The organism is Enterobacter cloacae complex sp. 385G4 (assembly GCF_057320665.1).
In genome coordinates this window covers 1-23,036 of sequence record NZ_JBXWDD010000004.1, presented here as the reverse complement: position 1 = coordinate 23,036, position 23,036 = coordinate 1, and the positions used below count along the sequence as shown (strand labels likewise).

19 protein-coding genes and 1 tRNA gene are annotated in these 23,036 nt (G+C 56.7%); 12 read left to right on the top strand and 8 right to left on the bottom strand.

Features of this window, described 5'->3' with window-relative positions; translation table 11 throughout:
- Positions 1–38: 38 nt before the first annotated feature.
- A complete protein-coding gene (locus AC2FAJ_RS12935; RefSeq protein ID WP_485454218.1) occupies positions 39–3,056 on the bottom strand; it encodes an autotransporter outer membrane beta-barrel domain-containing protein in 3,018 nt (1,005 codons plus the stop codon).
- A 114-nt stretch (positions 3,057–3,170) separates the two neighbouring features.
- Entirely contained in the window at positions 3,171–3,485 is a 315-nt protein-coding gene (locus AC2FAJ_RS12930) for a lipoprotein (RefSeq protein ID WP_028014394.1), read from the bottom strand.
- Positions 3,486–3,660: 175 nt separating this feature from the next.
- On the opposite strand from AC2FAJ_RS12930, the gene AC2FAJ_RS12925 reads away from it, so the two are divergent.
- The 3 genes from AC2FAJ_RS12925 (at position 3,661) to AC2FAJ_RS12915 (ending at position 6,805) form a co-directional block, all read left to right on the top strand.
- Positions 3,661–4,293: a response regulator transcription factor gene (locus tag AC2FAJ_RS12925; protein WP_048957273.1), complete on the top strand. Its 633-nt coding sequence runs from the start codon at positions 3,661–3,663 to the stop codon at positions 4,291–4,293.
- Positions 4,290–6,077: a hybrid sensor histidine kinase/response regulator gene (locus AC2FAJ_RS12920; protein ID WP_485454217.1), complete on the top strand. Its 1,788-nt coding sequence runs from the start codon at positions 4,290–4,292 to the stop codon at positions 6,075–6,077. Before AC2FAJ_RS12925 ends, AC2FAJ_RS12920 begins: the two co-directional genes overlap by 4 nt.
- Before the next feature lie 401 nt (positions 6,078–6,478).
- Positions 6,479–6,805, top strand: coding sequence for a hypothetical protein (locus AC2FAJ_RS12915; protein WP_045630641.1), 327 nt, complete (start codon positions 6,479–6,481; stop codon positions 6,803–6,805).
- Here AC2FAJ_RS12915 and AC2FAJ_RS12910 read toward each other — a convergent pair.
- The 3 genes from AC2FAJ_RS12910 to AC2FAJ_RS12900 form a co-directional block, all read right to left on the bottom strand.
- On the bottom strand, positions 6,783–7,601 hold the full coding sequence (locus AC2FAJ_RS12910) for a DUF4225 domain-containing protein (protein ID WP_485454216.1): 819 nt from the start codon (positions 7,599–7,601) through the stop codon (positions 6,783–6,785). The two genes, AC2FAJ_RS12915 and AC2FAJ_RS12910, sit on opposite strands and share 23 nt — an antisense overlap.
- A gap of 519 nt (positions 7,602–8,120) precedes the next feature.
- Positions 8,121–8,196: transfer RNA gene (locus AC2FAJ_RS12905), tRNA-Phe, on the bottom strand.
- Positions 8,197–8,291: 95 nt separating this feature from the next.
- Entirely contained in the window at positions 8,292–9,005 is a 714-nt protein-coding gene (locus AC2FAJ_RS12900; RefSeq protein ID WP_028014391.1) for a DUF554 domain-containing protein, read from the bottom strand.
- A 181-nt stretch (positions 9,006–9,186) separates the two neighbouring features.
- Here AC2FAJ_RS12900 and AC2FAJ_RS12895 point away from each other — a divergent pair, with 181 nt between their 5' ends.
- Positions 9,187–11,325, top strand: coding sequence for an ornithine decarboxylase (locus AC2FAJ_RS12895; protein WP_047367413.1), 2,139 nt, complete (start codon positions 9,187–9,189; stop codon positions 11,323–11,325).
- Between the two features lie 44 nt (positions 11,326–11,369).
- Here AC2FAJ_RS12895 and AC2FAJ_RS12890 read toward each other — a convergent pair whose 3' ends face one another.
- Positions 11,370–12,062, bottom strand: coding sequence for a response regulator (locus AC2FAJ_RS12890; RefSeq protein WP_047367414.1), 693 nt, complete (start codon positions 12,060–12,062; stop codon positions 11,370–11,372).
- Positions 12,052–13,677, bottom strand: a complete 1,626-nt coding sequence (locus AC2FAJ_RS12885) for an ATP-binding protein (RefSeq protein ID WP_252008576.1) — start codon at positions 13,675–13,677, stop codon at positions 12,052–12,054. Before AC2FAJ_RS12885 ends, AC2FAJ_RS12890 begins: the two co-directional genes overlap by 11 nt.
- Positions 13,678–14,022: 345 nt before the next feature.
- Here AC2FAJ_RS12885 and AC2FAJ_RS12880 point away from each other — a divergent pair, with 345 nt between their 5' ends.
- Genes AC2FAJ_RS12880 through citG form a run of 8 tightly spaced genes read left to right on the top strand, consistent with a single transcriptional unit; the run spans position 14,023 to position 21,331 of the window.
- Positions 14,023–15,384, top strand: coding sequence for a 2-hydroxycarboxylate transporter family protein (locus AC2FAJ_RS12880; RefSeq protein ID WP_045630637.1), 1,362 nt, complete (start codon positions 14,023–14,025; stop codon positions 15,382–15,384).
- 17 nt (positions 15,385–15,401) lie between these two features.
- Positions 15,402–16,265, top strand: a complete 864-nt coding sequence (locus tag AC2FAJ_RS12875; protein WP_045630636.1) for a fumarylacetoacetate hydrolase family protein — start codon at positions 15,402–15,404, stop codon at positions 16,263–16,265.
- A gap of 10 nt (positions 16,266–16,275) precedes the next feature.
- A complete protein-coding gene (citC, locus tag AC2FAJ_RS12870; RefSeq protein ID WP_028014385.1) occupies positions 16,276–17,298 on the top strand; it encodes a [citrate (pro-3S)-lyase] ligase in 1,023 nt (340 codons plus the stop codon).
- A 16-nt stretch (positions 17,299–17,314) separates the two neighbouring features.
- Positions 17,315–17,608, top strand: coding sequence for a citrate lyase acyl carrier protein (gene citD / locus AC2FAJ_RS12865; RefSeq protein WP_028014384.1), 294 nt, complete (start codon positions 17,315–17,317; stop codon positions 17,606–17,608).
- Positions 17,605–18,480 carry a citrate (pro-3S)-lyase subunit beta gene (citE, locus tag AC2FAJ_RS12860; RefSeq protein WP_041908314.1) on the top strand — a complete coding sequence of 292 codons (876 nt, stop codon included), beginning with the start codon at positions 17,605–17,607 and terminating at the stop codon, positions 18,478–18,480. The genes citD and citE overlap by 4 nt, the downstream gene beginning before the upstream one ends.
- A 10-nt stretch (positions 18,481–18,490) precedes the next feature.
- Positions 18,491–20,014 carry a citrate lyase subunit alpha gene (gene citF / locus AC2FAJ_RS12855; protein ID WP_028014382.1) on the top strand — a complete coding sequence of 508 codons (1,524 nt, stop codon included), beginning with the start codon at positions 18,491–18,493 and terminating at the stop codon, positions 20,012–20,014.
- Positions 20,011–20,550, top strand: a complete 540-nt coding sequence (gene citX, locus AC2FAJ_RS12850) for a citrate lyase holo-[acyl-carrier protein] synthase (RefSeq protein WP_485454215.1) — start codon at positions 20,011–20,013, stop codon at positions 20,548–20,550. Before citF ends, citX begins: the two co-directional genes overlap by 4 nt.
- Positions 20,528–21,331, top strand: a complete 804-nt coding sequence (citG, locus tag AC2FAJ_RS12845) for a triphosphoribosyl-dephospho-CoA synthase CitG (RefSeq protein ID WP_485454214.1) — start codon at positions 20,528–20,530, stop codon at positions 21,329–21,331. Before citX ends, citG begins: the two co-directional genes overlap by 23 nt.
- 79 nt (positions 21,332–21,410) lie before the next feature.
- Here the strand turns inward: citG and AC2FAJ_RS12840 are convergent, their stop codons facing one another.
- Positions 21,411–22,667, bottom strand: coding sequence for a nucleoside permease (locus tag AC2FAJ_RS12840; protein WP_188245693.1), 1,257 nt, complete (start codon positions 22,665–22,667; stop codon positions 21,411–21,413).
- Positions 22,668–23,036: the final 369 nt, after the last annotated feature.

The following is a 23,036-nucleotide window of genomic DNA, read 5'->3' as shown; positions in this document are numbered from 1 at the left end:
AACCCGCCACAAGGGCGGGTTCTTTTACTGGAAATAATTCAGAACGACCAGCGCAGATTAGCGTTAACCGAGTTGGCGCGGGTATCCGCACCATATTGCCCCTGATAACCCACATCCAGCGTCGCAGCACGCGACAGCTGTACGCTCACGCCGATATCACCCACCATCACGTCCTCATCCACGGCCTGCCCCTGAGTAATGAACGCGTCGCTGCCCGCAAACGCCATGCGCGAAGAGGTATTCTTATCGCCATAGGCGTGCTGCCAGCCCAACGAACCGTAGAGGTTCACGTTCTTCGGCAGCTCGGTCACACCGCGCACCCCGAGGGTGGAGTAGAAGGTGTTCATCGTTTCGTTACTTACGCTCAGCGCGGCGGCACCGCCGTCTTCCCTGAAGCTGTCGGTATGCAGTCGAATGTACGATAAATTGGCGAACGGCTCGATATTCATATCAGGCTGGCCGAAGCGGTAGCCCGCTTCGGTGAATGCCAGCAGCGAGTTGGCGTCGTAATCCGACTTCAGCCGATCCGAGAAGCCGCTGAAATCAACGCTGCGCTCGCCTTCGATCTTGTGCCAGGTGTAACCCAGCGCGCCGCGAAGAGAGAACGCATCCTGTTGACCCGCCGCATACAGGCCAAGGTGGTAGTTATCGGTATCCGTTGAGGAACGACGGCTGTCGACGTCGTAATCACCGCGGCTGTAGCCGAAGTAGCCACCGACACGCACGTTATGATCCGCCAGCTTGCGATCTGCCCCCAGCAGGAAGCCGGTGGTGTTGCCGTCCAGCTTGCCCACGTTACCGTCGCCGTCGTTTCGGCTCCAGGAGCTGAAGGTCTGGCCCCAGACGCCATTGTTTTGCGGCTCCGGCTGCTGCACCAGCGACATCGCTAACGGTGGTATCGGCAGGCTGTCGTTATCAAACGCGCGCTGCATACGCTGGTTTAAGACGTTAAACACCTGCGTGCTGCCGGCGATCAGGTTGGACTGCATTGACGGATAAACTTCACCGGACAGCTGGTTGAACGCCTCGCGCGCTTCCGCCGCGCTTAGTACCAGCAGCGAGTTATACAGCGCCAGCGACGGGCCGCTTTGCGTCAGGGTGGAGAGCGCGCCGGCGGTATTCCACTGGTTGCTGCTTTTGGCGACGGTCTGGAAAATCCCCGGCTTGCCGCTGCCCGGATTCTCACCGCCAGGGTTTTCTCCCCCCGGGTTCTCACCGCCAGGGTTTCCTCCTCCTGGGTTTCCTCCTCCTGGATTTTCACCTCCCGGGTTTTCGCCTCCCGGATTCTCGCCGCCGGTCTCTTTCTGCGCGATAGTCAGATCGACGGCGTTGGTGCTCTGGTTGAGCGCCACGTCCAGGAAGGCGGATTTGGACACCGCCCCCGCGAACTGACCGTCAATTCCCCCGTCGGAGGTTAAAATGCGGTAGCTTTGGCCCGTTTTGTAGCTGGTTTGCGGATCCAGCGCAGTGACCTGTACCTGAGCCCGGTCGCTGATGGTCGTTTTGCCTGCGACCAGCAGCTGGTCGCTGCGGCCATCTCCGGCGATATCGACGTCATAGAAAGAGTCACCCACAAAATTCAGATAACGTTTCAGCGTCAGCGTGCCGATATCGCCATCCCCTGGCGAGATATGCCCGCCGGAAAGGATCTCGGTCTGGCCCAGCGTGCCGTTCCCTCCCAGCGTTCCGCCGGCCTTGATTGAGGCGGCGCTGCTGTAGCCCAGCCCGTCGCTAACGTCGGATCCCGCCGTCGCGTTGAGGATCAGTGTCCCGCCGTTCTCGGCGCTAAGAGTCTGAATATCAAAAATATCGTCTTCTGGCTGGGTGTTGATGTTGCTGGCGATAATGACTTTGCCACCGCGCGCGGTCACGTTCGCCTGAAGGGCTGAAAGATCGCCATTCAGCGTTGTCTGCCCGGAAGTATTGATCACTTCACCTTCGCCACTCATCTTGTTGCTAAAGACGTAATTTTCGTCGGTATGGTTGAAGTAGACATAGCTGCCGAACAGCCCGCCGCGCAGGCTGATTGCCGTATTCGCATCAAGAGTACCCGCGCCGCCCGCTGTGCCAAGCGTTGGCTCAGTTAAACCCGTGCCGGTGTCCATATTGCCGCGGCTGCCGACAATGAGCGCACCCCGGTTCGAGCCGGAACCCGAGGTCCCCACGATCAGCGTATTGCTGCCAGCGGAAAATGAACCGCCGTCAATCACCGACAGCACGCCATTGCCATAATCGCCCACGCTCACGCTGCTGCCGCTGGTAAAGCGCGAGTCTTTGCCCGCAATAACCAGCTCGGCGGTTTTACCTGCCCCGGAGACGCCCGCCACCTGCACGCCGCCAACGTTAACCGCACCGCCGTTCAGCACGTCCAGGTCGCCATATAGCGTCAACGTACGGCCAACGTTCCACTGTGAGCCGCTCCCCGTGACGGTGGCTTTCGGGCTTAGCGTGTCGGTTTCACCCGGCCCGGTACCGTTGCCGATGCGCGCATCGTAGGCGGTGCTGAGCGCCGCGCCGTCTTCAATCGCCAGCGTGGAGCGTGCCCCCAGATCGGTACCTACGCTGAGAAAATTACTGGTCACGCGAGAGCCGGCGCCAGTGGCGATAAGGTGGCTGTCGTAGCCGCGGGTGGTGCCGACAACAATTTCTTTTGCGCTGGCCAGCGCGCCTTCTTCGACTCGCAGGGTGCCGAGGCCAAGATTCAGGTCGCCGCGCAGGACGTACTGATCGTTGACTGCGTTAAGCTCAGCGTTTGGCCCACGGACCGTGACCACGCTTTCATAAATTTGGCCGTCGAACAGCCGACCGATGTTGATGTTATAGGCGGTGATTTTGCCATTATCAATCAGCAGGTTTCCGGGTTGATTACGTCCAACGTAAACATCTCCGGTGTAACCCAGCGTTTCGGTTATACGCGCCTCGCCATCAAAAATGGCATCGGCTGCACGCGCGAAATCGGCAGGTGAAAGCAGTAACAGTGGCGCGGAAAATAGAGCGAGGTAAAGTCTGGAAAGCGGCGTCTTAACCGCTAAAGCATGCGATGTAGAGTTATTCACGGGCTATCTCCGTACTCATTAGCGTGATGTCTGGAAAATCGTTTTTATGAAAACTCAGATACGTCAGAAAATATAAAAGGCGTTATTTATGTACGCCTTTTCATTTGCCGTTAATTATTTATGCGTGACAACAGGGGTACAGGTTGGTGCGCTGAGCGTCGGGGCGGATCCTAAAATCCCCGGCATCATCATTGATGAGCAATCGAAAATACGCCCTTTTTCCGTCGTAGCGCGATAAGACAGTTTTTGCCCTCCCAGTGCGTCCGGCTGGGCGCCATTAACATTGGTCACGGTTATTTCATCCGATGAGCCCAGCCCCAGCATTTTAGCGGTCTCGGCCTGCAGGAGTGGAATAGCCTGATCGGTTTTTAGCGTGGAACAACCGGCGAGCATCAACGTAACGCTTAAAAAGATGAGTGGTTTTTTCATAAATTATCCTTGATATCCAATCAGTTAATTTCACTGATTGTATTTATGTTTTCAATTACCCAAATCAGCGAATAATATATTTCCCTTTCCTAATCGAAAAAACCCTCCTAAAGTAGGGTGGGTAGATAATAATTCATCTGTACACTCAGATATGCGAAGGTAAAAGGAGGATCCTTTGGGGCAGAATTATGCGTTGGTCGTTGATGACCATCCATTGGTAGCAAGCGGCATCGCTAATTTTCTGATTTCACATTGCCATTTTAAGCAGGCGAGCGTGGTGACGAATGAGGAAGATTGCTACCGTCAAATTAGGGATAATGGCCCGCCGCGTTTGCTGGTCATCGATTTTTGGCTTTCGTCCGGAACGGCACTGAAATTACTCAAAGAAGTAAAACAACATTACCCACAGGTACGGTTCCTGGTGGTCAGCGGGGACGACAATAATGACATCTGGCAGAAAGTTCACGCCGCCGGGGGACACGGATTTGTATTGAAAAGCGAACCGCCTGAAATGTTCTCACGGGCCGTTTGTGCACTCCTTGATAATCTGACCTGGTTTCCTGAGAGAAACGATTTTCCCGTTGAATCGAATAATGAGAAGTTAAGTAAATTTAACTTAACGCCGCGACAAATAGACGTTTTAAATATGATTATGCGCGGCCTGCCAAATAAACGAATCGCCGCGCAGCTTTCAATTTCTGAGCCCACGGTCAAAGAACACATCAGCAATATATTGAAAAAGATAGGCGTTAACAGCCGGGTCGAAGCCATCACGCTTCTGCATGGCAAGCGGGAATCATCAGAATGAGGTTTTTCCAGAGCTTACAGAAAGATGGTATCTCATCTCCCGCGCAGATCCGTTTGCTAAACAACACTTTTTTGCGGCTGGTGTTCAGCTTTAGCGCGGTGCCATTTGTCGGTATTCCTTTTGCCATCTGGATCTATTTGCTGGGCGATGAACTTGGCCCAACCATTATCTGGATAATTATTTACCTGCTATGTGCCGTGGCAATCCGCATATTGCACCGACGCTACCAGCGCGAAGTGAAAGAGCATGATGAAGAGGACGTCCTGCGCCGCTGGCTTCCGCGCATAAATAAGATCGCTTTTATTCACGGGCTGGGGATTTCATCTCTCTATTTAATTACTCCGCAGACGCAGAACTTTGACTTTTTCCTGCTCCTTAATATCAGTATTGCCGCCATCGTCGCCGCCAATGCGACGCATCTGACGCCAGTCATCAGCACTTTTACGTGCTTTTTCTTCGCCTCCTGGGGAGTATTGAATATCGGCATCATCTGGCGGCTGGACGAGCTGATATTCATTGTGCTGATGCTGAACCTGCTGTACGGCTTCGCCATTTACCGCCATGCATTAACGTCGCACGCGTACTTTATTCAGCAAGCGCTGCTTGAGGAAAAAAGCTCACGCCTGGCAGAACAGTTTCGTCAGGCCAAAGAGGAAGCGGAGCAGGCGCTGCTGGATAAAAATCAGTTCCTGACGACAGCCAGCCACGACCTGCGTCAGCCGGTACACGCCATGGGCTTTCTGATCGAAGCGATTATCCACCGAAACCGGGACTGCAGCCTGACGCCCCAGCTGCTTGACCTGCAGCAGAGCGTTCGCTCGGTGCATTTGATGTTCAATTCTCTGCTCGACCTCAGCAAGATTGAATCCGGAAAAGTGCTCACAGCCCCTACCAAAGTGGACATCGGCGCTCTGCTCGACTCGGTGATCACGCTGTTTCGCGAAGAGGCCAACAGCCGTGCACTTAGGCTGTCCACCCGTCGACCCAAACGCCGCATCCACGTGATGGGCGACCCGCTGCTGGTGCGACAATCGCTGATTAACCTGATTCAAAACGCCCTTCGCTACACGCAGCAGGGCGGCGTGCTGGTTGCCATCCGACCGCGCGGTGACGAGTGCCTGGTGGAGGTGTGGGACACGGGTGTCGGTATCGCTGATGACGAGAAAGGTAAAATCTTCTCCCCTTACTACCGCCCCGAACTGGCCTGGAAGATCGACAGCGCCGGACACGGGCTGGGCCTCGCCGTGGTTGCCCGCTGTGCCAGGCTGATGAAGGTGAAGTACGGGATGCAATCCATAGAAGGTAAAGGCTCACGCTTCTGGATGCGCTTCACTCAATATGCTGGCGAAGAGATCGAGACGGACACCCCGCCCGCCGATAACAACGCCTCTGCGCCGGTACGCTATGCGCCGCTGCGCGGTTCTTGCCTGGTCGTCGATGACGACCCGCTGGTGACGTCAGCCTGGGAGAGCCTGATGAGCGTTTGGGGAATCAACGTGCGCTGCGCGGCCTCCGCTGAAGAAGCGTTCGCCATCATCGACGACGGCTTCACCCCGTTCGCCGTGCTGTGCGACCAGCGCCTGCGATCCGGCGAAAGCGGCTTTGACATCCTGAAAGCGCTTTTTGAACGTCTGCCGGACATGAGCGGCGCGATGGTCAGCGGCGAGTTTAATTCGCCTGTTCTGCTGGAGGCGGAGCAGGAAGGGTATCTGGTGCTGCGCAAACCTCTGGAGCCGGCTAAACTGCATGCGCTGCTGACGCAGTGGTCGGGGTGTCGTGGATAGGGGAATAGATAATAGCAGCATTGCGCTTCACTGTAGGGCCAGATAGTTCGCGGTGTCCTGCTGTGATGCCAATGTGTCGGTATGGTTGAGCCGCTGAGGGAGGATTTCGCGGGCCTGATTAATGATTTCATCGTGCATGATTCAGCCTCCTGTGGTGATCTGCATGTTGCTTCTACAGGGCAGGGCGGGAGATGTTGGAAACGGCCCCGAAGGAGTCATTAGAGTTGCTACCAGCGAAGTTCCGCAGTGGGCAATAATGTCAGTTTTCGAGCGTATACTCTAAGATATCTTCAACTCGTTGATATATATAAATTTGACGAATATCGTCAGGTAGCGATTTATCCGCCAAATTAAGTTAAACTTCGTCACAGGTTTCAGTGAGTTATGGGACGGATAACAGAATGACCAGCGAAGAGGCACTTTTAAAATCAGGTTTTAGCAAACGAGATATTCAAAAGCTAAAAAACAATATTGAAAATTACGGTGGTTCGTTTGATAGCGTAACTCATGATCTGGCCAATCGTTTTAAGGCTATGAAGTGGATAACTATTATTGCCTTCATCATACTGGCTTTAACTCTTTTACTTGCATCCAAGGATACAAGCCTGACACTAGCACTCACGTTATTGATTGTACTACCTTTCATCTGGTATATAACGCCAGCAAAACTTGGCTACAAATCCTGGCGTTATCGTAAAATGCTGACTAATTCTGGGACGGGTCGCTGACGGACAACAGATCAAAAATAATCTTAGCTTTCACGCCATAACCCGCTATTTTCATTGTAAGCTGCGGGCGGCTCAGTGTGCTCACCTTTCGGTAATAGTCAGCAGGTAGATAACGAAACAGTCGCCAGGTACCAGGTCGCCGTAACAAGCCAAAAATGGTGTACGCATTAGCGGCCAGTGAAATTGATTTGTAGACACCTAACCCATTCTCACGACTAAAGCCCATAAACTCAGCTGTAGACATCGCGGCATTCGCGACCAGCCCTTCACTGGTAGTGTTGTTAGTTGCGTAGCGAGCCACTTCTTTACTGATGCTGTTTGCCCCGTCAGTAACCAGAATCGCACCAGCAAGAACCCCGAGAGGGGTCATAGTGCCTATGAGGGTAAATCCTGCGGCTATTTCAGCACCGGCCAGGACAACACTAACAGCCGAGATCACATACCCAACAATTTTGTTATTCTCTCGGATAAACTCGACTTTAGCGTAAAGCTTCGCTGCCTTCGTTCTTAATAAACGCGCTTGTTCCAGCAGGTTAGTGTTTTCTTCTCTGAGAATTTTAACGCATTCCATGCATTCTTCATCTGATTTAGCCTGACGAGCTAACGTAAACTGAAGTTCTATGAGGTCCCGAATTTCCTGAACGAACTTCATTCGAGTCAAACTATCGCTGAGATGAAAAGCCGACAGAGTGTTGGCTGTATTTACCAGTTTCCTGGCTTCCATATTCACCATCGTTTCCGCCCAGGCTTTATTTCTTCCACCTGAGCGCATCATGTTAAGTAATGCTGCATCCATTGTAGTTCCTCTCAATTGCTTTACCGGCCTCTGCTTAGACTGATAAACGCCCCCCTGACAGCCATGCTTGCCAACGCACACACAATATAGTAGCAATGTGGTTACGGTGTCTGAAGTAGAAGTCGCTTTTTACAGCTTCGTTCCTCGGCCTACTTTACTGCGGTTAGCCAGGGCCTGTTCCAGCAGTGTACGTAACGCCGACAGGTCACTTTTCAGGATGTCCCGGATGGATTTACCACCAATCAATCTAATAAAACAGTTAGCCGATGGGGTGTAATCACGGATATGTGATGCCGCTCTGTCGGGCTCTGTCCAGTTGATATGTGCATTTGTAATGCTCAAATAGATCGGTGAAGGTCAGGTTTTTCTGCTTCTGTGTGGCGGTAAAGGCGGTAAACACGCCAGTTGTACCACCGGGAAGCGGGGCCGGAGGAGAGATAAGGGGGTAACTACTGTTCAAACAACGAGTTGCTGACTCAGAAAGCAAAAACCCCCGCCGAAGCGAGGGTTATAAATAAGTGGTGCCCGGACTCGGAATCGAACCAAGGACACGGGGATTTTCAATCCCCTGCTCTACCGACTGAGCTATCCGGGCAACGGGGCGCATTAAACCCGATCTGCCCGTTGCCGTCAACGAAAAATGTTGTTTTCGTTACAGACTGCGCAATCTCTCGCCATTTCGCCGCAATCTTAAGCGAAAAAGTGCGTCCAGAGTGCAGAGAGCGGCATGGCGAGCAGTAATGCGGGCAGCATATTCACCACGGCAAACATTTTGATCCCGCAAATACGTAGGCCCGTCGCCAGCAGCAGCAGGCCGCCGACGGCGGTGAAGTCCGCCATCATCGCTGGCGTGGTCAGCGGGAGAATCAAAGTGGCGCAGGTGGCAAGCGCGAGTTGAATCAGCAGCATCGGCACGCAAATCGCCGCAACGGCAACGCCGAGCGTGGTGGCGAAAATGGTGGCGGTGAAGAAATCGAGAAACGCTTTAGCAATCAATATGCTTGGGTCGCCCGTCATCCCTTCCTGCATCGAGCCGAAAATCCCGGTGCCGCTTGCGCAAAACAGAATAATGATGGCGACGTAGTTCTGAATAAACGACTCGTGCGTGCCGTGTTTCGCCTTGCCCGGTCGGGCAATCAGGTTTTTGGCTTTGCCCACCGCGCTATTGATGCCTTTTTCCAGATAGCAAAACTCGCCAATCAGTGCGCCGAGCAGTGTAGCCAGCACCATGACGGGCAGGTTGGCGCATTTGATCACTAAAAGGATGCCGATGCCTAAGGATGCCAGGCCGAATATAGAGGGCATGGATGAACGGATACGCTCCGGCAGCCGTTGACTCAACACTGCGCCCAGTACGCCGCCCAGCAATACGGCTCCGGCGTTAATAAATGGCCCGATAACCACAGTTAACTCCTGTTATTTAATCATTGATATTGCATTATTATGGCACGTCAGGGCTGCGCGAGCCTTAGCTTTGGGTGGTTTCGTGCATACTGATTCCTTCTTGCGCGTGAAAATAAAAGGTGACATGATTGCGCGAATTTTCTCCTCCCTGTCTCACCGCTCGGTGAGGGTATTTGCGCTTATGAAAACCATGAAAATTGCCGTCAGCCATGAGCTGGTATCCAAAGTTTCTACGCACCGTGAAAAGGTGACGCTGGATAACACCGATTTCACCGATGTGGCGGCAGTCGTCATTACCGTTGTTGAAAGCTACAGCGGCATTCTCGCGTTGCTGAAGCGTACGGGCTTTCAGCTACCGGTGTTTATGTTCTCGCAAGAGCCTGGAGAGGTGCCTGATGGCGTCACGGCGATTATCTCGGGTAAAGCTCAGGAGTTTCTGGAACTGGAGAGCGCCGCCTGCCGTTACGAAGAGGAATTGCTGCCGCCTTTTTTCGATACCCTGAGCCAGTATGTAGAGATGGGCAACAGCACCTTCGCCTGTCCGGGCCACCAGCACGGGGCTTTTTTCAAAAAACACCCGGCAGGGCGACAGTTCTATGATTTCTTCGGTGAGAACGTATTTCGCGCCGACATGTGCAACGCCGACGTTAAGCTGGGCGATCTGCTGATCCACGAAGGCTCCGCCAAGCACGCGCAAAAGTTCGCGGCGAAAGTATTCAACGCGGACAAAACCTACTTTGTGCTGAACGGCACGTCGGCGGCCAACAAGGTGGTGACCAACGCGCTGCTGACCCGCGGCGACCTGGTGCTGTTCGACCGCAACAACCATAAATCTAACCACCACGGCGCACTGATCCAGGCGGGCGCCACGCCGGTGTATCTTGAGGCGGCGCGCAATCCGTTTGGCTTTATCGGCGGGATCGACGAGCACTGCTTTGATGACGCGTATCTGCGGGATCTGATCCGCGAGGCGGCGCCGGAAAAGGCCGACGAGGTCCGCCCGTTCCGCCTGGCGATCATTCAGCTTGGTACCTACGACGGGACGATCTACAACGCCCGCCAGGTGATCGACAAGATCGGCCATCTGTGTGACTACATCCTTTTTGACTCCGCGTGGGTGGGCTACGAGCAATTTATTCCGATGATGGCGGAAACGTCCCCGCTCTTGCTGGAGCTTAACGAGAACGATCCGGGTATTTTCGTGACCCAGTCGGTGCACAAGCAGCAAGCCGGGTTCTCGCAAACGTCGCAGATCCATAAAAAGGATAACCACATCCGCGGTCAGGCGCGCTTCTGTCCGCACAAGCGGCTGAACAACGCGTTTATGCTGCACGCCTCCACCAGCCCATTTTATCCGCTGTTTGCGGCGCTGGACGTGAACGCTAAAATTCACGAGGGCGAGAGCGGGCGCAGGCTGTGGGCGGAGTGCGTCGAGCTGGGCATTGAGGCGCGCAAGGCCATCATCGCCAACTGCCATATGATCAAACCGTTTATTCCGCCGGTGGTGGCGGGGCGGCCATGGCAGGATCACCCCACGCAGGTCATCGCGAGCGAGCGTCGCTTCTTCAGCTTCGAGCCGGGGGCCAAATGGCACGGGTTTGAGGGCTATGCGAGCGAGCAGTATTTCGTCGACCCGTGCAAGCTGCTGCTGACCACGCCGGGCATTGATGCAGAAACAGGTCACTACACAGATTTCGGCATTCCGGCAACCATTCTCGCCCATTATCTGCGCGAAAACGGCATCGTGCCGGAGAAGTGCGACCTCAACTCGATCCTGTTCCTGCTGACGCCTGCCGAAAGCAGCGAGAAGCTGGCGCAGCTGGTGGCGATGCTGGGGCAGTTTGAGCAGCATATTGAAGACGACACGCCGCTCGCTGACGTGCTGCCGACCATCTACCAAAAATACCCGGTGCGTTACCGCGACTACACGATCCGTCAACTGTGCCAGGAGATGCACGATCTCTACGTCAGCTTTAACGTGAAGGATCTACAGAAGGCGATGTTCCGCCAGGAGAGCCTGCCCGCCGTAGTGATGAACCCGCAGGATGCCAACCAGGAGTACATTCGCGGGAACGTGGAGCTGGTGCGTATTCGTGACGCTGAAGGGCGCATTGCCGCCGAAGGTGCGCTGCCGTACCCGCCAGGCGTGCTTTGCGTGGTGCCGGGAGAAGTCTGGGGCGGGGCGGTACAGCGTTACTTCCTGGCGCTGGAAGAAGGCATTAATATGCTGCCGGGCTTCTCGCCGGAGTTGCAGGGCGTTTACAGCGAGAAGGATGCGGACGGGATTAAGCGGCTGTATGGGTACGTATTGAATGTCTGAACGTAGGCCCGGTGGCGCAAGCTTACCGGGCCTACAATACTTCGTCAGGCTTCTGCGCGGCGGTACATCCTCCTCGGATGCCCAATTTTCCCGTACAGCATCTCCACCGTCAGAAAACCCACCTCCACGCAGTGTTCCAGATAGCGTCGGGTGGTGGTTTTACTCAGCCCCGTCTCGCTCACTACCTCATCCACCGTAAAGCAGTGCGCCGCCTTGCTGTTAAACAGCGTTTGCACCCGCGCCAGCGTGTTCTCCTCTATTCCCTTGCTGCCGTTGTCCAGACGATAGTTTTTCGCCTGTAACTGATAGAGTGAATCCACGTTCTGCTGGTCGACAATCTTCCAGACCCGCTGCTGTTCGGCAAACTGCACAAAACGCTCCAGCGACTGGCTGAGCCGCTTCCAGGAGACCGGCTTAAGGATATAGTCAAACGCGCCGTTTCGAATGGCCTGGCTGCAGGTGTCCATATCGCTGGCGGCGGTGATGAAAATCACCGAGCAGTTGGCGCGGGCCAGCATCGGGTTGCTGATAAGGGTGATGCCTTTGCCGTCCGGCAGGTAGTTATCCAGCAGCATCAGCTTCGGCTGTTTGCTCTCCAGCTGTCGCTGCGCGTCGGCCAACGACGCGGCAATCCCCACCAGCCTCAGGCGCGGATGTTTACCGATAAGCTCCGCGTGCAGCTGTGCCAGTTCGTTCTCGTCTTCAACAATCAGTACGTCGATAAGTTCATGTTGCATAGTCGGTATCTTCCAGTTGCCGGACGGTTCCCGAGGCCGGGATAAACAGTGAGAAAATGGTCCCGTGCGGCATGTTATCGGCAATTTCTATTGTGCCGCCAGCCTGCGTGACGTAGCTTTCAATCAGATACAGGCCAATCCCGTGATCGCCCCGCGTTTTGGTGGTGATGCCGCGTTCAAATATCCGGTCACGGATCGCCGGGGTAATGCCAACGCCCTGGTCGGCCACTTCAATAATCAGCTCCTGCTCGCTGAGTTTTATCAGCACTTCCACCGGCGCATGCGGGAGCGGCGATCGCTGCGTCGCTTCGATGGCGTTATCCAGCAGGTTGCCAATAATCGAAATCAGCTCTTGCTCTCCCAGCGGCAGGAACGGTTTGTCCAGCCGACAGGCCGGGTCGAAACTCAGCTCGACGCCTTTCTCACGCGCGCGGGCGGCTTTTCCCAGCAGCAGCCCGCAAAGTGTCGGGGAACTAAAGCGGGAGGAGATAAAGTCCAGCAGCTCCTGAGCATGCTCCGACTGCGCCTGAATGTAGCGAATGGCCTCTTCATAGCGGCCCATATGCAGCAGGCCGGAGAGGGTGGTCATCCGGTTCAGCTGCTCATGACGCATAATGCGCAGGTTATCGACGTAGCGTTTTACCTGGCTGAGCTGGCTGCTGAGAGAGTCGATCTCGTTGCGATCGCGGAAGGTGATCACCCAGCCCTGCAGCGACCCCTCAAGCATGATGTGTACCCGGCTGGCAATCACCGTGAGATCGTTAAAGCGGCAAATCTCGTCATGGGTATCTTTCGCCAGCATCGTCTGCGTGTCGAAGAACGGGACCGGATCGATCACCTGACTTATCAGCTGCCCGCGCAGTTCCCGGGCCGGCTGGCTCAGGCCCAGCAGCTTGCGCGCCGCCTGGTTGATCACCTCTATGCGCCGTTCGTTATCAATGGCAATCACGCCTTCGTAGATGGACTCCATCATCGCCTTTTGCTGGCGCACCAGCAGACCGATCTCTCGTGGCTCCAGGGAGAAGATCTGCTTCTTAATACTACGGGTAAAGAACCAGGAGAAGACAAAGAGGGCGATCAGCAGCAGCACGGCGGCAATCAGGATATTGACCACTTTACTGACGGTAATGGTGTCCAGGTAGCTGGTGAGATAGCCAACTGAAACAATGCCGACCACCTGTCCGGCGTCGTTGAAAATGGGCGCTTTACTGCGCAGTGAAATGCCCAACCCGCCTTTACGTATGGTTGTCGTGCTTTTCCCCTGCAATACGGCCTCATTGTCGCCGCCGACCAGCGTCGTGCCCACCCTGTCGGCAAAGACGGAGTGAAAAAGATGCCGTCCCGTATTATCGCCAATGACAATAAAGCTGGCGTCGCTGTGCGCGGCCATTTTCTGCATAAAATCATGAATGGCGTTGATATCTTTTTGTTCAACTTCAGTACGCAATGACGGAATAAGCGCAATCTCTTCTGCCTGTATTTTAGCGCGCGCACTCATTTCCTGATAAAGCTGTTTTCCGACATCGGCATAATAATATCCGCCCAGCAGCACAAAAAGTACTGAGAAAAAGGCAACCAGCGAAATAAACAGCTTAATCTGGAAAGAGACTTTCATAACTATCACGCAAAGTAGCGGCAAAGATCGTCAATATATCATCTTTTTTCATGCGGATGTCCGCTTTGCGGGAAACTTGTGATCCCTTGCACAGCAAGGGCTGTAAATGATTTATCCAGAAGGCTTATGATCTTCATGCTGCTAAGTTAAATGTTATTTGGTCGTTCAATTCAGAAAAGAAACCATAAAAACCACGATAATAAATAAGGCATAAATCACATTAAATAAAAGAAACCATAAAAACCATAGCTGCCATTAAAACTTCGCTTTTAATATGCCATTCCTCACATAAAGTAGGCCTTTGTGACTCTAAGCTGAACGCACAAAATAACTAAGGGGCTTCTTATGAGCACAACTGACGATTCTTTCTCTGTTACCCACGACCCGATTGAAATTCAGCGGCCATCCCTCAAGGAGCGGTGGTGGCATATTATGGATACCTGGAAAATCGGGATTATTCCTCTGCCGCTGTTCGTTCTGGCGGGCGCGCTGATTGCGATTGATTGCCTGGGCGGAAAGCTGCCGAGCGATATCGTGGTGATGGTGGCGACGCTGGCCTTCTTCGGCTTTGCCTGCGGTGAGTTCGGCAAACGCCTGCCGATTGTCGGCAAGCTTGGTGCGGCGGCGATTTGCGCCACCTTTATCCCTTCCGCGCTGGTCTACTACGGTTTGCTGCCGGACGTGGTGGTGGAATCCACGACCAAATTCTACAAATCCACCAACATTCTCTACCTCTATATCTGCTGCATTATCGTCGGCAGCATCATGAGCATGAACCGCACGGTGCTGATTCAGGGCTTCCTGCGCATTTTCTTCCCGATGCTGTGCGGTGAAATCGTCGGCATGATTGTTGGCATGGGCGTGGGGCTGGCGCTGGGCCTGGAGCCGTTCCAGATCTTCTTCTTTATCATTCTGCCGATCATGGCGGGCGGCGTCGGGGAAGGGGCGATTCCGCTTTCCATCGGCTATGCCACCCTGCTGCATATGGACCAGGGTGTAGCGCTCGGCCGCGTGCTGCCGATGGTCATGCTCGGCGGGCTGACGGCAATCATCATCTCCGGCTGCCTGAACCAGCTCGGTAAACGCTACCCGCACCTGACCGGTGAAGGCCAGCTGATGCCTAACCGCGCGAATGCCGATGCCACCGTCTCTCAGCCTGCGTTTTCCGGTAAAGCGGACGTGACGACTATCGCCTCCGGCGCGCTGCTGGCGGTGCTGCTGTACATGCTGGGCATGCTCGGCCACAAGCTGATTGGCCTGCCTGCGCCCGTTGGCATGCTGTTTATGGCGGTGCTGGTGAAGCTCTGCAACGGCGCCTCTCCGCGCCTGCTGGAGGGCTCGCAGGTGGTGTACAAATTCTTCCAGACCTCCGTGACCTACCCGATCCTCTTCGCCGTTGGCGTGGCCATTACCCCGTGGCATGAACTGGTGGCCGCCTTCACGCTGACCAACCTGCTGGTGATTATCAGCACCGTCTCCGCGCTGGTGGCGACCGGGTTCTTCGTCGGCAAAAAGATCGGTATGCACCCGATTGATGTCGCCATCGTCTCCTGCTGCCAGAGCGGCCAGGGCGGTACCGGCGACGTGGCGATCCTGACCGCAGGCAACCGCATGAGCCTGATGCCCTTCGCCCAGATTGCTACCCGTATCGGCGGGGCGATTAACGTCTCTGTCTCACTGCTGATTCTGGGCAACTTCCTCGTCTAAGTATTCAGGAAAAAACAATGAAACTCGCAAGCTTTTTATACCAGGGAAAACGCAGCTACGGCATCGTCCAGGCCGAGGGCGTGATTGATTTAGGCCGCCGCCTGGGCGACCGCTATGGCGACCTTAAAGCGCTGCTGCAGGGCAACGGGCTGGCGTTGGCCACCCGTTACCTGAACGACGCGGTGGATGTACCGCTGAGCGCCATCACCTTCTTACCTGTGATCGTGCAGCCGGAAAAAATCCTCTGCGTGGGCATGAACTACGCCGACAAGCGCAAGGAGTTTGACCAGCACAACCCGGCCCCAACGCTGTTTGTCCGCTTCCCGGACTCACAGACCGGCCACAACGAGCCGGTGCTGAAGCCGCGCCACTCCAGCGAATTCGACTACGAAGGCGAGCTGGCGGTGATCATCGGTAAGGGTGGGGAGAACATCAGCCGCGATGACGCCCTGCGCCACGTGGCGGGCTACAGCTGCTACATGGACGGCTCCGCCCGCGACTGGCAGCACACCTGGTTCACCGCCGGTAAAAACTGGCGTCAGACCGGGGCGTTTGGCCCCTGGATGGCGACGGCGGATGAGATCCCGGACCCGCACAGCCTGGCGATCCGCACCTGGCTTAACGGCCGCATGGTGCAGGAGGACAACACCAGCAGCATGATCCACAAGGTCGCGGAGCTCATCGAGTACATCAGCACCTTTACCCGCTTAAGCCCGGGCGACGTGATCATCACCGGCTCCCCGGGCGGCGTGGGTAAAAAGCGTAACCCGCCGCTGTTTATGAAAGAGGGGGATCGCATTGAAGTGGAGATCGAGCATATCGGTCATCTGAGCAACGTGATTGTTGAAGCGCCAGCCGTCGGGCTTGCGGCGGCACACTGAGAAAGGCGGCATGAACAGTCAACCCATCGATTTTCGCCAGACGCTGGTGGCGAAACACCCGGAACGCTTAAGCCAGATCCGCTACCTGCTGGCAGACAGCGGCCTTGGCCTGGACAACGACATCACGCTGTTTGTCGAAGCCTGGTCCGGCGCGCAGCTGGTGGGTTGCGCAGGACTTGCCGGCAACGTCATCAAATGCGTGGCGGTCAACGAGCAGCTTCGTGGGGAAAACCTCAGCGCGCGGCTGCTGGCAGAGGTGGAAAATGCGGCGCTGGAGCGCGGCCATTTTCACCTCTTCCTCTGCACCCGTCCGTGCAACCGGGAGCGCTTTGCCCGCAGCGGCTTCTGGCCAATTGCCCAGAGCGGGAACAACGCGGTGCTGATGGAGAACACCCCGCAGGGGATCGCGCGCTACTGCCGTACCTTAAGCCGGATGCGAAAGGGCGGGGAGAAAACTGGCGCGATAGTGATGAACGCCAATCCGTTCACCCTCGGCCACCGCCATCTGGTGGAGCAGGCGGCGCAGCGGTGCGATGCCCTGCATCTGTTCGTGGTGCGTGAAGACGCCTCGTTCTTCCCGTTCAGCGCGCGTCTCGAGATGGTGCGCGCGGGCGTAGCCCATCTGCCGAACGTGGTGGTGCATGAAGGCTCGCAGTACATCATCTCCCGCGCCACCTTCCCGGCCTACTTCCTGAAGGAGACCGGCAAAGTGCAGCAGGCGTGGAGCGAGATCGACGTGCTGATCTTCCGGGACTTCATCGCCCCGGCGCTCGGCATCACGCACCGCTTCATCGGCTCGGAGCCTTTTTGCGACATCACCCGCCAGTACAACCAGACGCTGCATGACCTGCTGGCCTCGCATATCGAAGTGGTGGAGATGCCGCGCATCAAGGCCACCGGCAACGCCATTTCGGCGTCCGAAGTTCGCCGTTTACTCAAGACACAGCAGTTTTCCCGGATCCGGGAGATTGTCCCGGACTCCACCTTCGCGCATCTCGAAACACACTATCGTGCGAGTGCGGAAGTCGCATAACTATCAGGAATTTATCATGAATATTGTAAGGGAGGCGCTGGCCGGAACGCAGGAGTCCAGCGACCTGATGGTGAAAATCGCCCCCGCTCACGGCGAGCTGGAGATTGTCATCCACAGTGAAGTGATTAAGCAGTTTGGCGAGCAAATTCGCCAGGTGGTCAACGACACGCTGCGCGCCATGAACGTGCGCCAGGGATTAATCATTATTGAAGACAAAGGGGCGCTGGACTGTGTTATTCGCGCCCGCCTGCAAAGCGCGCTGATGCGTGCCGCCGATGAACAGGCCATCAACTGGGAGGCGCTGAAATGAGTAAACTCCGCCGCAGTATGCTGTTCCTGCCGGGCGCCAACGCCGCCATGCTTTCCACCGCGTTTATCTACCGCCCCGACTCCATCATGTTTGACCTTGAGGACGCCGTCGCCCTGCGTGAGAAGGACACCGCCCGCCTGCTGGTATTCCACGCGCTACAGCACCCGATGTATCAGGATATCGAAACCGTGGTGCGCATTAACCCGCTCAGCACGCCGTTTGGCCTGCTGGATCTGGAAGCCGCCGTGCGCGCGGGTGTGGACGTGATCCGCCTGCCAAAAACCGACACCCCGGACGACGTCTACGAGCTGGAAGGCCATCTTGAACGCATTGAACGCGAGTGCGGCCGCGAGGTCGGCTCCACCCGCGTGATGGCGGCGATTGAATCGGCCATTGGCGTCATCAATGCCGTGGCGATTGCCCGCAGCTCCCCGCGCCTCATCGGCATCGCGCTGGCCGCCTTTGACTACGTGATGGACATGCAGACCGAGCGCGGCGACGGCACCGAGCTGTTCTATGCCCGCTGCGCCGTGCTGCACGCCGCTCGCGCCGCGGGCATCGACGCCTTCGATGTGGTGTGGTCAGACGTTAACGACGAGGCTGGGTTCCTTCGCGAGGTCGATCTGATCCGCAAGATGGGCTTTAACGGCAAATCGCTGATTAACCCGCGCCAGATTGACCTGCTGCACAACGCCTACGCCCCGACGCAGGAAGAGGTGGATCACGCCAAAAGGGTGATTGAGGCGGCAGAAGAGGGCGAGCGTAACGGCCTGGGCGTGGTGTCGCTCAACGGCAAAATGGTGGATGCACCAATTATTAATCACGCGCAGGTGGTGCTGGAGCGCGCGGCGGCTTCCGGCGTGCGTCGGTAAGGATAAGACAATGAATCAGACTGAACTTCTCCACGTAAACTTCCCCCATCTGCGGGACCTGAAACCCTTTGATACTGCCCACAGCGCGACGCCCTGGCTGGCGGATAGTGACGCGAAGCACAACCGCAAGCTCTGTGCCTCCCTTGAAGAAGCCGTAGCGCGCAGCGGCCTGCAGGACGGGATGACCATCTCCTTCCACCATGCCTTTCGCGAAGGCGACCGGGTGATCAACACCGTTGTGGCGCTGCTGGCGCGGATGGGATTTAAAAACCTGACGCTGGCCTCCAGCTCGCTGATGACCTGCAACGACGCTCTGATCGAGCATATTGAAAGCGGCGTCATCACCCGGATTTACACCTCGGGCATGCGCGGCAGGCTGGCGGACGCCATCTCCCACGGGCTGATGGACGAGCCGGTACACATTCACTCCCACGGTGGGCGCGTGAAGCTGCTCCAGGACGGCGAGCTGAATATCGACGTGGCGTTTCTCGGCGTGCCGTGCAGCGATGCGTTTGGCAACGCTAACGGCACGCACGGTAAATCGTGCTGCGGCTCGCTCGGCTACGCGATGGTGGACGCGCACTTTGCTCGCAAGGTGGTGCTGCTGACCGAAGAGCTGGTGCCGTTCCCGAATATGCCCGCCAGCCTGGTGCAGGACCAGGTGGACTACATCGTGCAGGTCGAGAGCGTGGGCGACCCGGCGAAAATCAGCGTCGGCGCGGCGCGCGTCACCAGCAACCCGCGCGAGCTGATGATCGCCCGCTATGCGGCGGACGTGATCGAGCATTCCGGCTACTTCAAGCCGGGCTTCTCGATGCAGACCGGCTCCGGCGCGGCGGCCACCGCCTGCACCCGCTTTATGGAAGAGAAGATGGAGCGCAGCGGCGTAAAGGCGCGCTTTGCGCTCGGCGGCATCACCGGCAGCCTGGTGGATCTGCACGAGAAGGGGCTCATCGAAAAGCTGCTCGACACCCAGTGCTTTGACGGCCAGGCGGCGGCTTCGCTGGCGCGCAACCCGAACCACGTGGAGATCTCCACCAATGTCTACGCCAACCCCGGCAGCAAGGCGGCAAGCTGCGACCAGCTCGACGTGGTGATCCTCAGCGCCCTGGAAATTGACGTTGATTTCAACGTCAACGTCATCACCGGCTCCGACGGCGTGATGCGTGGCGCATCCGGCGGGCACTGCGACGTGGCGGCGGCAGCCAACCTGACCATCGTGGTCGCGCCGCTGCTGCGCAGCCGCATCCCCACCGTCGTGAAGCGGGTGACCACGCGCCTCACGCCGGGCGAAAGCATCGACGTGCTGGTTACCGATCACGGCATCGCGGTCAACCCGGCGCGCCCGGAGATCCGCGAGCGGCTGCTGGAGGCCGGGTTGAAGGTAGTGGACATCAGCGCGCTCTATGAGCGGGCGATTTCCCTGACCGGCGTACCGAAACCGATTGAATTTACAGACAAAATAGTCGGTGTGATCCGCTACCGCGACGGCAGCGTGATCGACACCGTACGACAGGTGAAGGAGTCAGTATGATTTTAGCGACACCCGTGCGGGCGGGTGTCAGCCTGGAGGAACTGCTGGCGGCGAAGGAGCGTCGCGCAGCCCGTCAGGCTGACATGCTTGAGCACTATAAACAGCCGGTGATCTCCCTCACGCTGGTCACGCCAGGGGAAATCAAGGACAGCCAGCGCTATCGCAACACCATGGGCGTGGCGCTCCAGATGTGCGACCAGCTGCTGTGGGAGAACCGCTGGCAGGTGCTGGACCGCCAGGTGCTGTGGCTGCCCACCGGACCGGAAGCCTTGTGGTGCGTCGCCCATGCGGCGGCGGAAATCAAAGCGCACTGCGCGGAACTGGAGCAGACGCACCCGCTCGGCAGGCTGTGGGATCTGGACGTGATTTGTCCTCAGCATGGCCACGTGGGGCGTCAGTCGCTGGGGGCAAACCTCAGGCGCTGCCTGATCTGCGACGAGCCCGCGCATGCCTGCTCCCGTTCGCGGCGCCATCCCGTTGAGCAGGTAGTTTCCCGCGTGGAGAAGACGATCGATGACTGGTTTGCTCGCGACTAAACCGCGCCCGGTTGACGTGCCCGGGCTTGCCGAAGCGGCGCTGTGGCAGGAGCTGGAGCTGACGCCCAAGCCGGGGCTGGTGGACAAGCTTAACAACGGTTCCCATCGCGATATGGACCACGCGCTGTTTGTCCGTAGCATTGCGGCGATTACGCCGTGGTTTGCCCGTTTTGCGGAGCTGGGCGAGGCACATGCGGACAAGCCAGCCGCTCAGCAGCTGCGGATTATCCGCCCGATGGGGATGGCCTGCGAGCAGGCGATGTACGCCGCGACGAACGGCGTGAACACGCATAAGGGTGGGATTTTTGCTCTCGGCCTGCTGTGCTTCGCTGCCGGGCGTGTGAAAAATATCTCCGCCAGCAGCCTCTGTTGTGAGGTGAGTAACATCTGTAGCGGGCTGGTGTCGCGGGAGCTGGCAGCGCGCAGCGGGCAGGCGACGGCGGGCGAGCGGCAGTTTCAGCAGTACGGCTTAACCGGGGCGCGAGGCGAGGCGGAGAGCGGCTTTGCGACGGTGCGTAAGGCGCTGGGGCAGTGGAACGGACAGTCGCTTCACGACCTGCTGTTGCGCCTGATGGCGGTCAATCAGGACAGTAATCTCGTGTCGCGCGGCGGCATTCAGGGGCTGCGCTACGTTCAGGGCTATGCGCGGAAACTGCTGGCTAACGGCTGGGATCGCGAGGCGTTGCTTAAGATGGATAAGGCACTGATTGAACGAAACCTGAGTCCGGGCGGCAGCGCGGATTTGCTGTCGGTGGGGTGGGTGCTCTCTGCAATAAAATAGCCGGGTGGCGGCTACGCCTTACCCGGCCTACGGTCTGGTTTTGTAGGCCCGGTAAGCGAAGCGCCACCGGGCACAACAATTAATGCGCAATCGGCTGTGTACCGTGCGCTGTGCGAACGTGCTTGTACTTGAACAGCGCGAGGAACGCGAAGAACAGCACCAGCGAATACGCCGCGAAGATCAGCCACACGGGCTGCCAGTCGGTCATACCGTTGGTGGTGTACATCTCAACCACTTTACCGCTCACCACGCCGCCCAGAATACAGCCGAAGCCGTTAGTCATCATCAGGAACATGCCCTGCGCGCTGGCGCGGATTTCAGGCTTCACCTCTTTTTCCACAAACACCGAACCGGAAATGTTGAAGAAGTCGAAGGCGCAGCCGTAAACAATCATCGACAGCACCAGCAGCACGGTGCCGAACGCGCTCGGGTCGCCGTAGGCGAACAGGCCGAAGCGCAGCATCCACGCGGCGATACTGATCAGCATGACGTTTTTGATGCCGTAGCGGCTCAGGAAGAACGGGATGGTCAGGATGAACAGCGTCTCGGAGATCTGCGAGATGGACATCATCACCGACGCGTGCTCAACGATAAAGCTCCCGGCAAACAGCGGATCGTTATCGAAGCTGTGCAGGAAGGTGTTGCCGAACATGTTGGTGATTTGCAGCTCCGCGCCCAGCAGCATGGAGAAGATAAAGAAGATCGCCATGCGCTTGTTTTTGAACAGCGCGAAGGCATCCAGGCCAAGCATGGTGCTCCAGCTCTGGTTTTTCTGCTGGTTAGATACCGGAATGGTTGGCAGCGTCAGGGTGAACAGCGCCAGCAGTACGGAGAGCGCAGCACCAATATACAGCTGCATGTGGCTCAGCTCGAAGCCCGCGAAGCTCACGCCCCACATCGCCATGATAAAGCCGATGGTGCCCCAGATACGGATTGGCGGGAAGTCGGTGACGATATCCAGGCCGGCAGATTTCAGGCGGTAGTAGGAGATGGAGTTGATCAGCCCAAGCGTTGGCATATACGCCAGCGAGTTAAGCAGGATCACCATAAACATCGCCCCCGGCGTGGTCACTTCGGCCGCCATAAACAGCGTCCCCGCACCCACCAGATGGCAAAGCATATACAGCCATTTCGCACTTAACCATTTATCCGCCACGATACCGAGCAGCGTTGGCATGAAAACAGCCGCAATACCCAGCGAGCTGTAGACGGCACCGATTGACGCACCATCAAACTTGAGCGTCACAAACATATAGGAGCCGAGTGTAGTCAGCCAGCTACCCCACAGGCAGAACTGCAGAAACGACAAGATTTTAAGCTGCAGCTTAAGGTTCATGTTACTTTCCTCACAAGTGAGCGGGAGATATGTTGTTATAGGAACATTCAGGGTTGTTATTTGATGCAATTCTATCAGTTGGCAACGATATGTTTTGTTACCTCCCGCAAAAAAATGCAATCCACATTAATTTGCAGTTTGGATTGTGATGCAAATAACATTTTCGTATGGGTGGAGGATAGGTGCGGCCTGATGCCCTCACCCTGACCCTCTCCCACAGGGGAGAGGGATCCCCAGTAATTTTTTCCTGAAGCGATGAACATTGCTTCAGAGAAATGAATAACTTACAGCGATGTCCTGGTCCGGCTGTAAATCGCTGAGGCGTTTCCTGTAGGCCGGGGCGAGGCGCATGGATGCGCCGAGAGGGCG

Coding starts and splice junctions, on each gene's coding strand:
- AC2FAJ_RS12840 (WP_188245693.1), bottom strand. CDS start 22,667: ATGAACCTTAAGCTGCAGCTTAAAATCTTGTCGTTTCTGCAGTTCTGC.
- AC2FAJ_RS12885 (WP_252008576.1), bottom strand. CDS start 13,677: ATGAAAGTCTCTTTCCAGATTAAGCTGTTTATTTCGCTGGTTGCCTTT.
- citX (WP_485454215.1), top strand. CDS start 20,011: ATGATTTTAGCGACACCCGTGCGGGCGGGTGTCAGCCTGGAGGAACTG.
- citG (WP_485454214.1), top strand. CDS start 20,528: ATGACTGGTTTGCTCGCGACTAAACCGCGCCCGGTTGACGTGCCCGGG.
- citC (WP_028014385.1), top strand. CDS start 16,276: ATGAACAGTCAACCCATCGATTTTCGCCAGACGCTGGTGGCGAAACAC.
- AC2FAJ_RS12875 (WP_045630636.1), top strand. CDS start 15,402: ATGAAACTCGCAAGCTTTTTATACCAGGGAAAACGCAGCTACGGCATC.
- citD (WP_028014384.1), top strand. CDS start 17,315: ATGAATATTGTAAGGGAGGCGCTGGCCGGAACGCAGGAGTCCAGCGAC.
- AC2FAJ_RS12890 (WP_047367414.1), bottom strand. CDS start 12,062: ATGCAACATGAACTTATCGACGTACTGATTGTTGAAGACGAGAACGAA.
- AC2FAJ_RS12910 (WP_485454216.1), bottom strand. CDS start 7,601: ATGGATGCAGCATTACTTAACATGATGCGCTCAGGTGGAAGAAATAAA.
- AC2FAJ_RS12920 (WP_485454217.1), top strand. CDS start 4,290: ATGAGGTTTTTCCAGAGCTTACAGAAAGATGGTATCTCATCTCCCGCG.
- AC2FAJ_RS12880 (WP_045630637.1), top strand. CDS start 14,023: ATGAGCACAACTGACGATTCTTTCTCTGTTACCCACGACCCGATTGAA.
- AC2FAJ_RS12915 (WP_045630641.1), top strand. CDS start 6,479: ATGACCAGCGAAGAGGCACTTTTAAAATCAGGTTTTAGCAAACGAGAT.
- AC2FAJ_RS12930 (WP_028014394.1), bottom strand. CDS start 3,485: ATGAAAAAACCACTCATCTTTTTAAGCGTTACGTTGATGCTCGCCGGT.
- AC2FAJ_RS12895 (WP_047367413.1), top strand. CDS start 9,187: ATGAAAACCATGAAAATTGCCGTCAGCCATGAGCTGGTATCCAAAGTT.
- citF (WP_028014382.1), top strand. CDS start 18,491: ATGAATCAGACTGAACTTCTCCACGTAAACTTCCCCCATCTGCGGGAC.
- citE (WP_041908314.1), top strand. CDS start 17,605: ATGAGTAAACTCCGCCGCAGTATGCTGTTCCTGCCGGGCGCCAACGCC.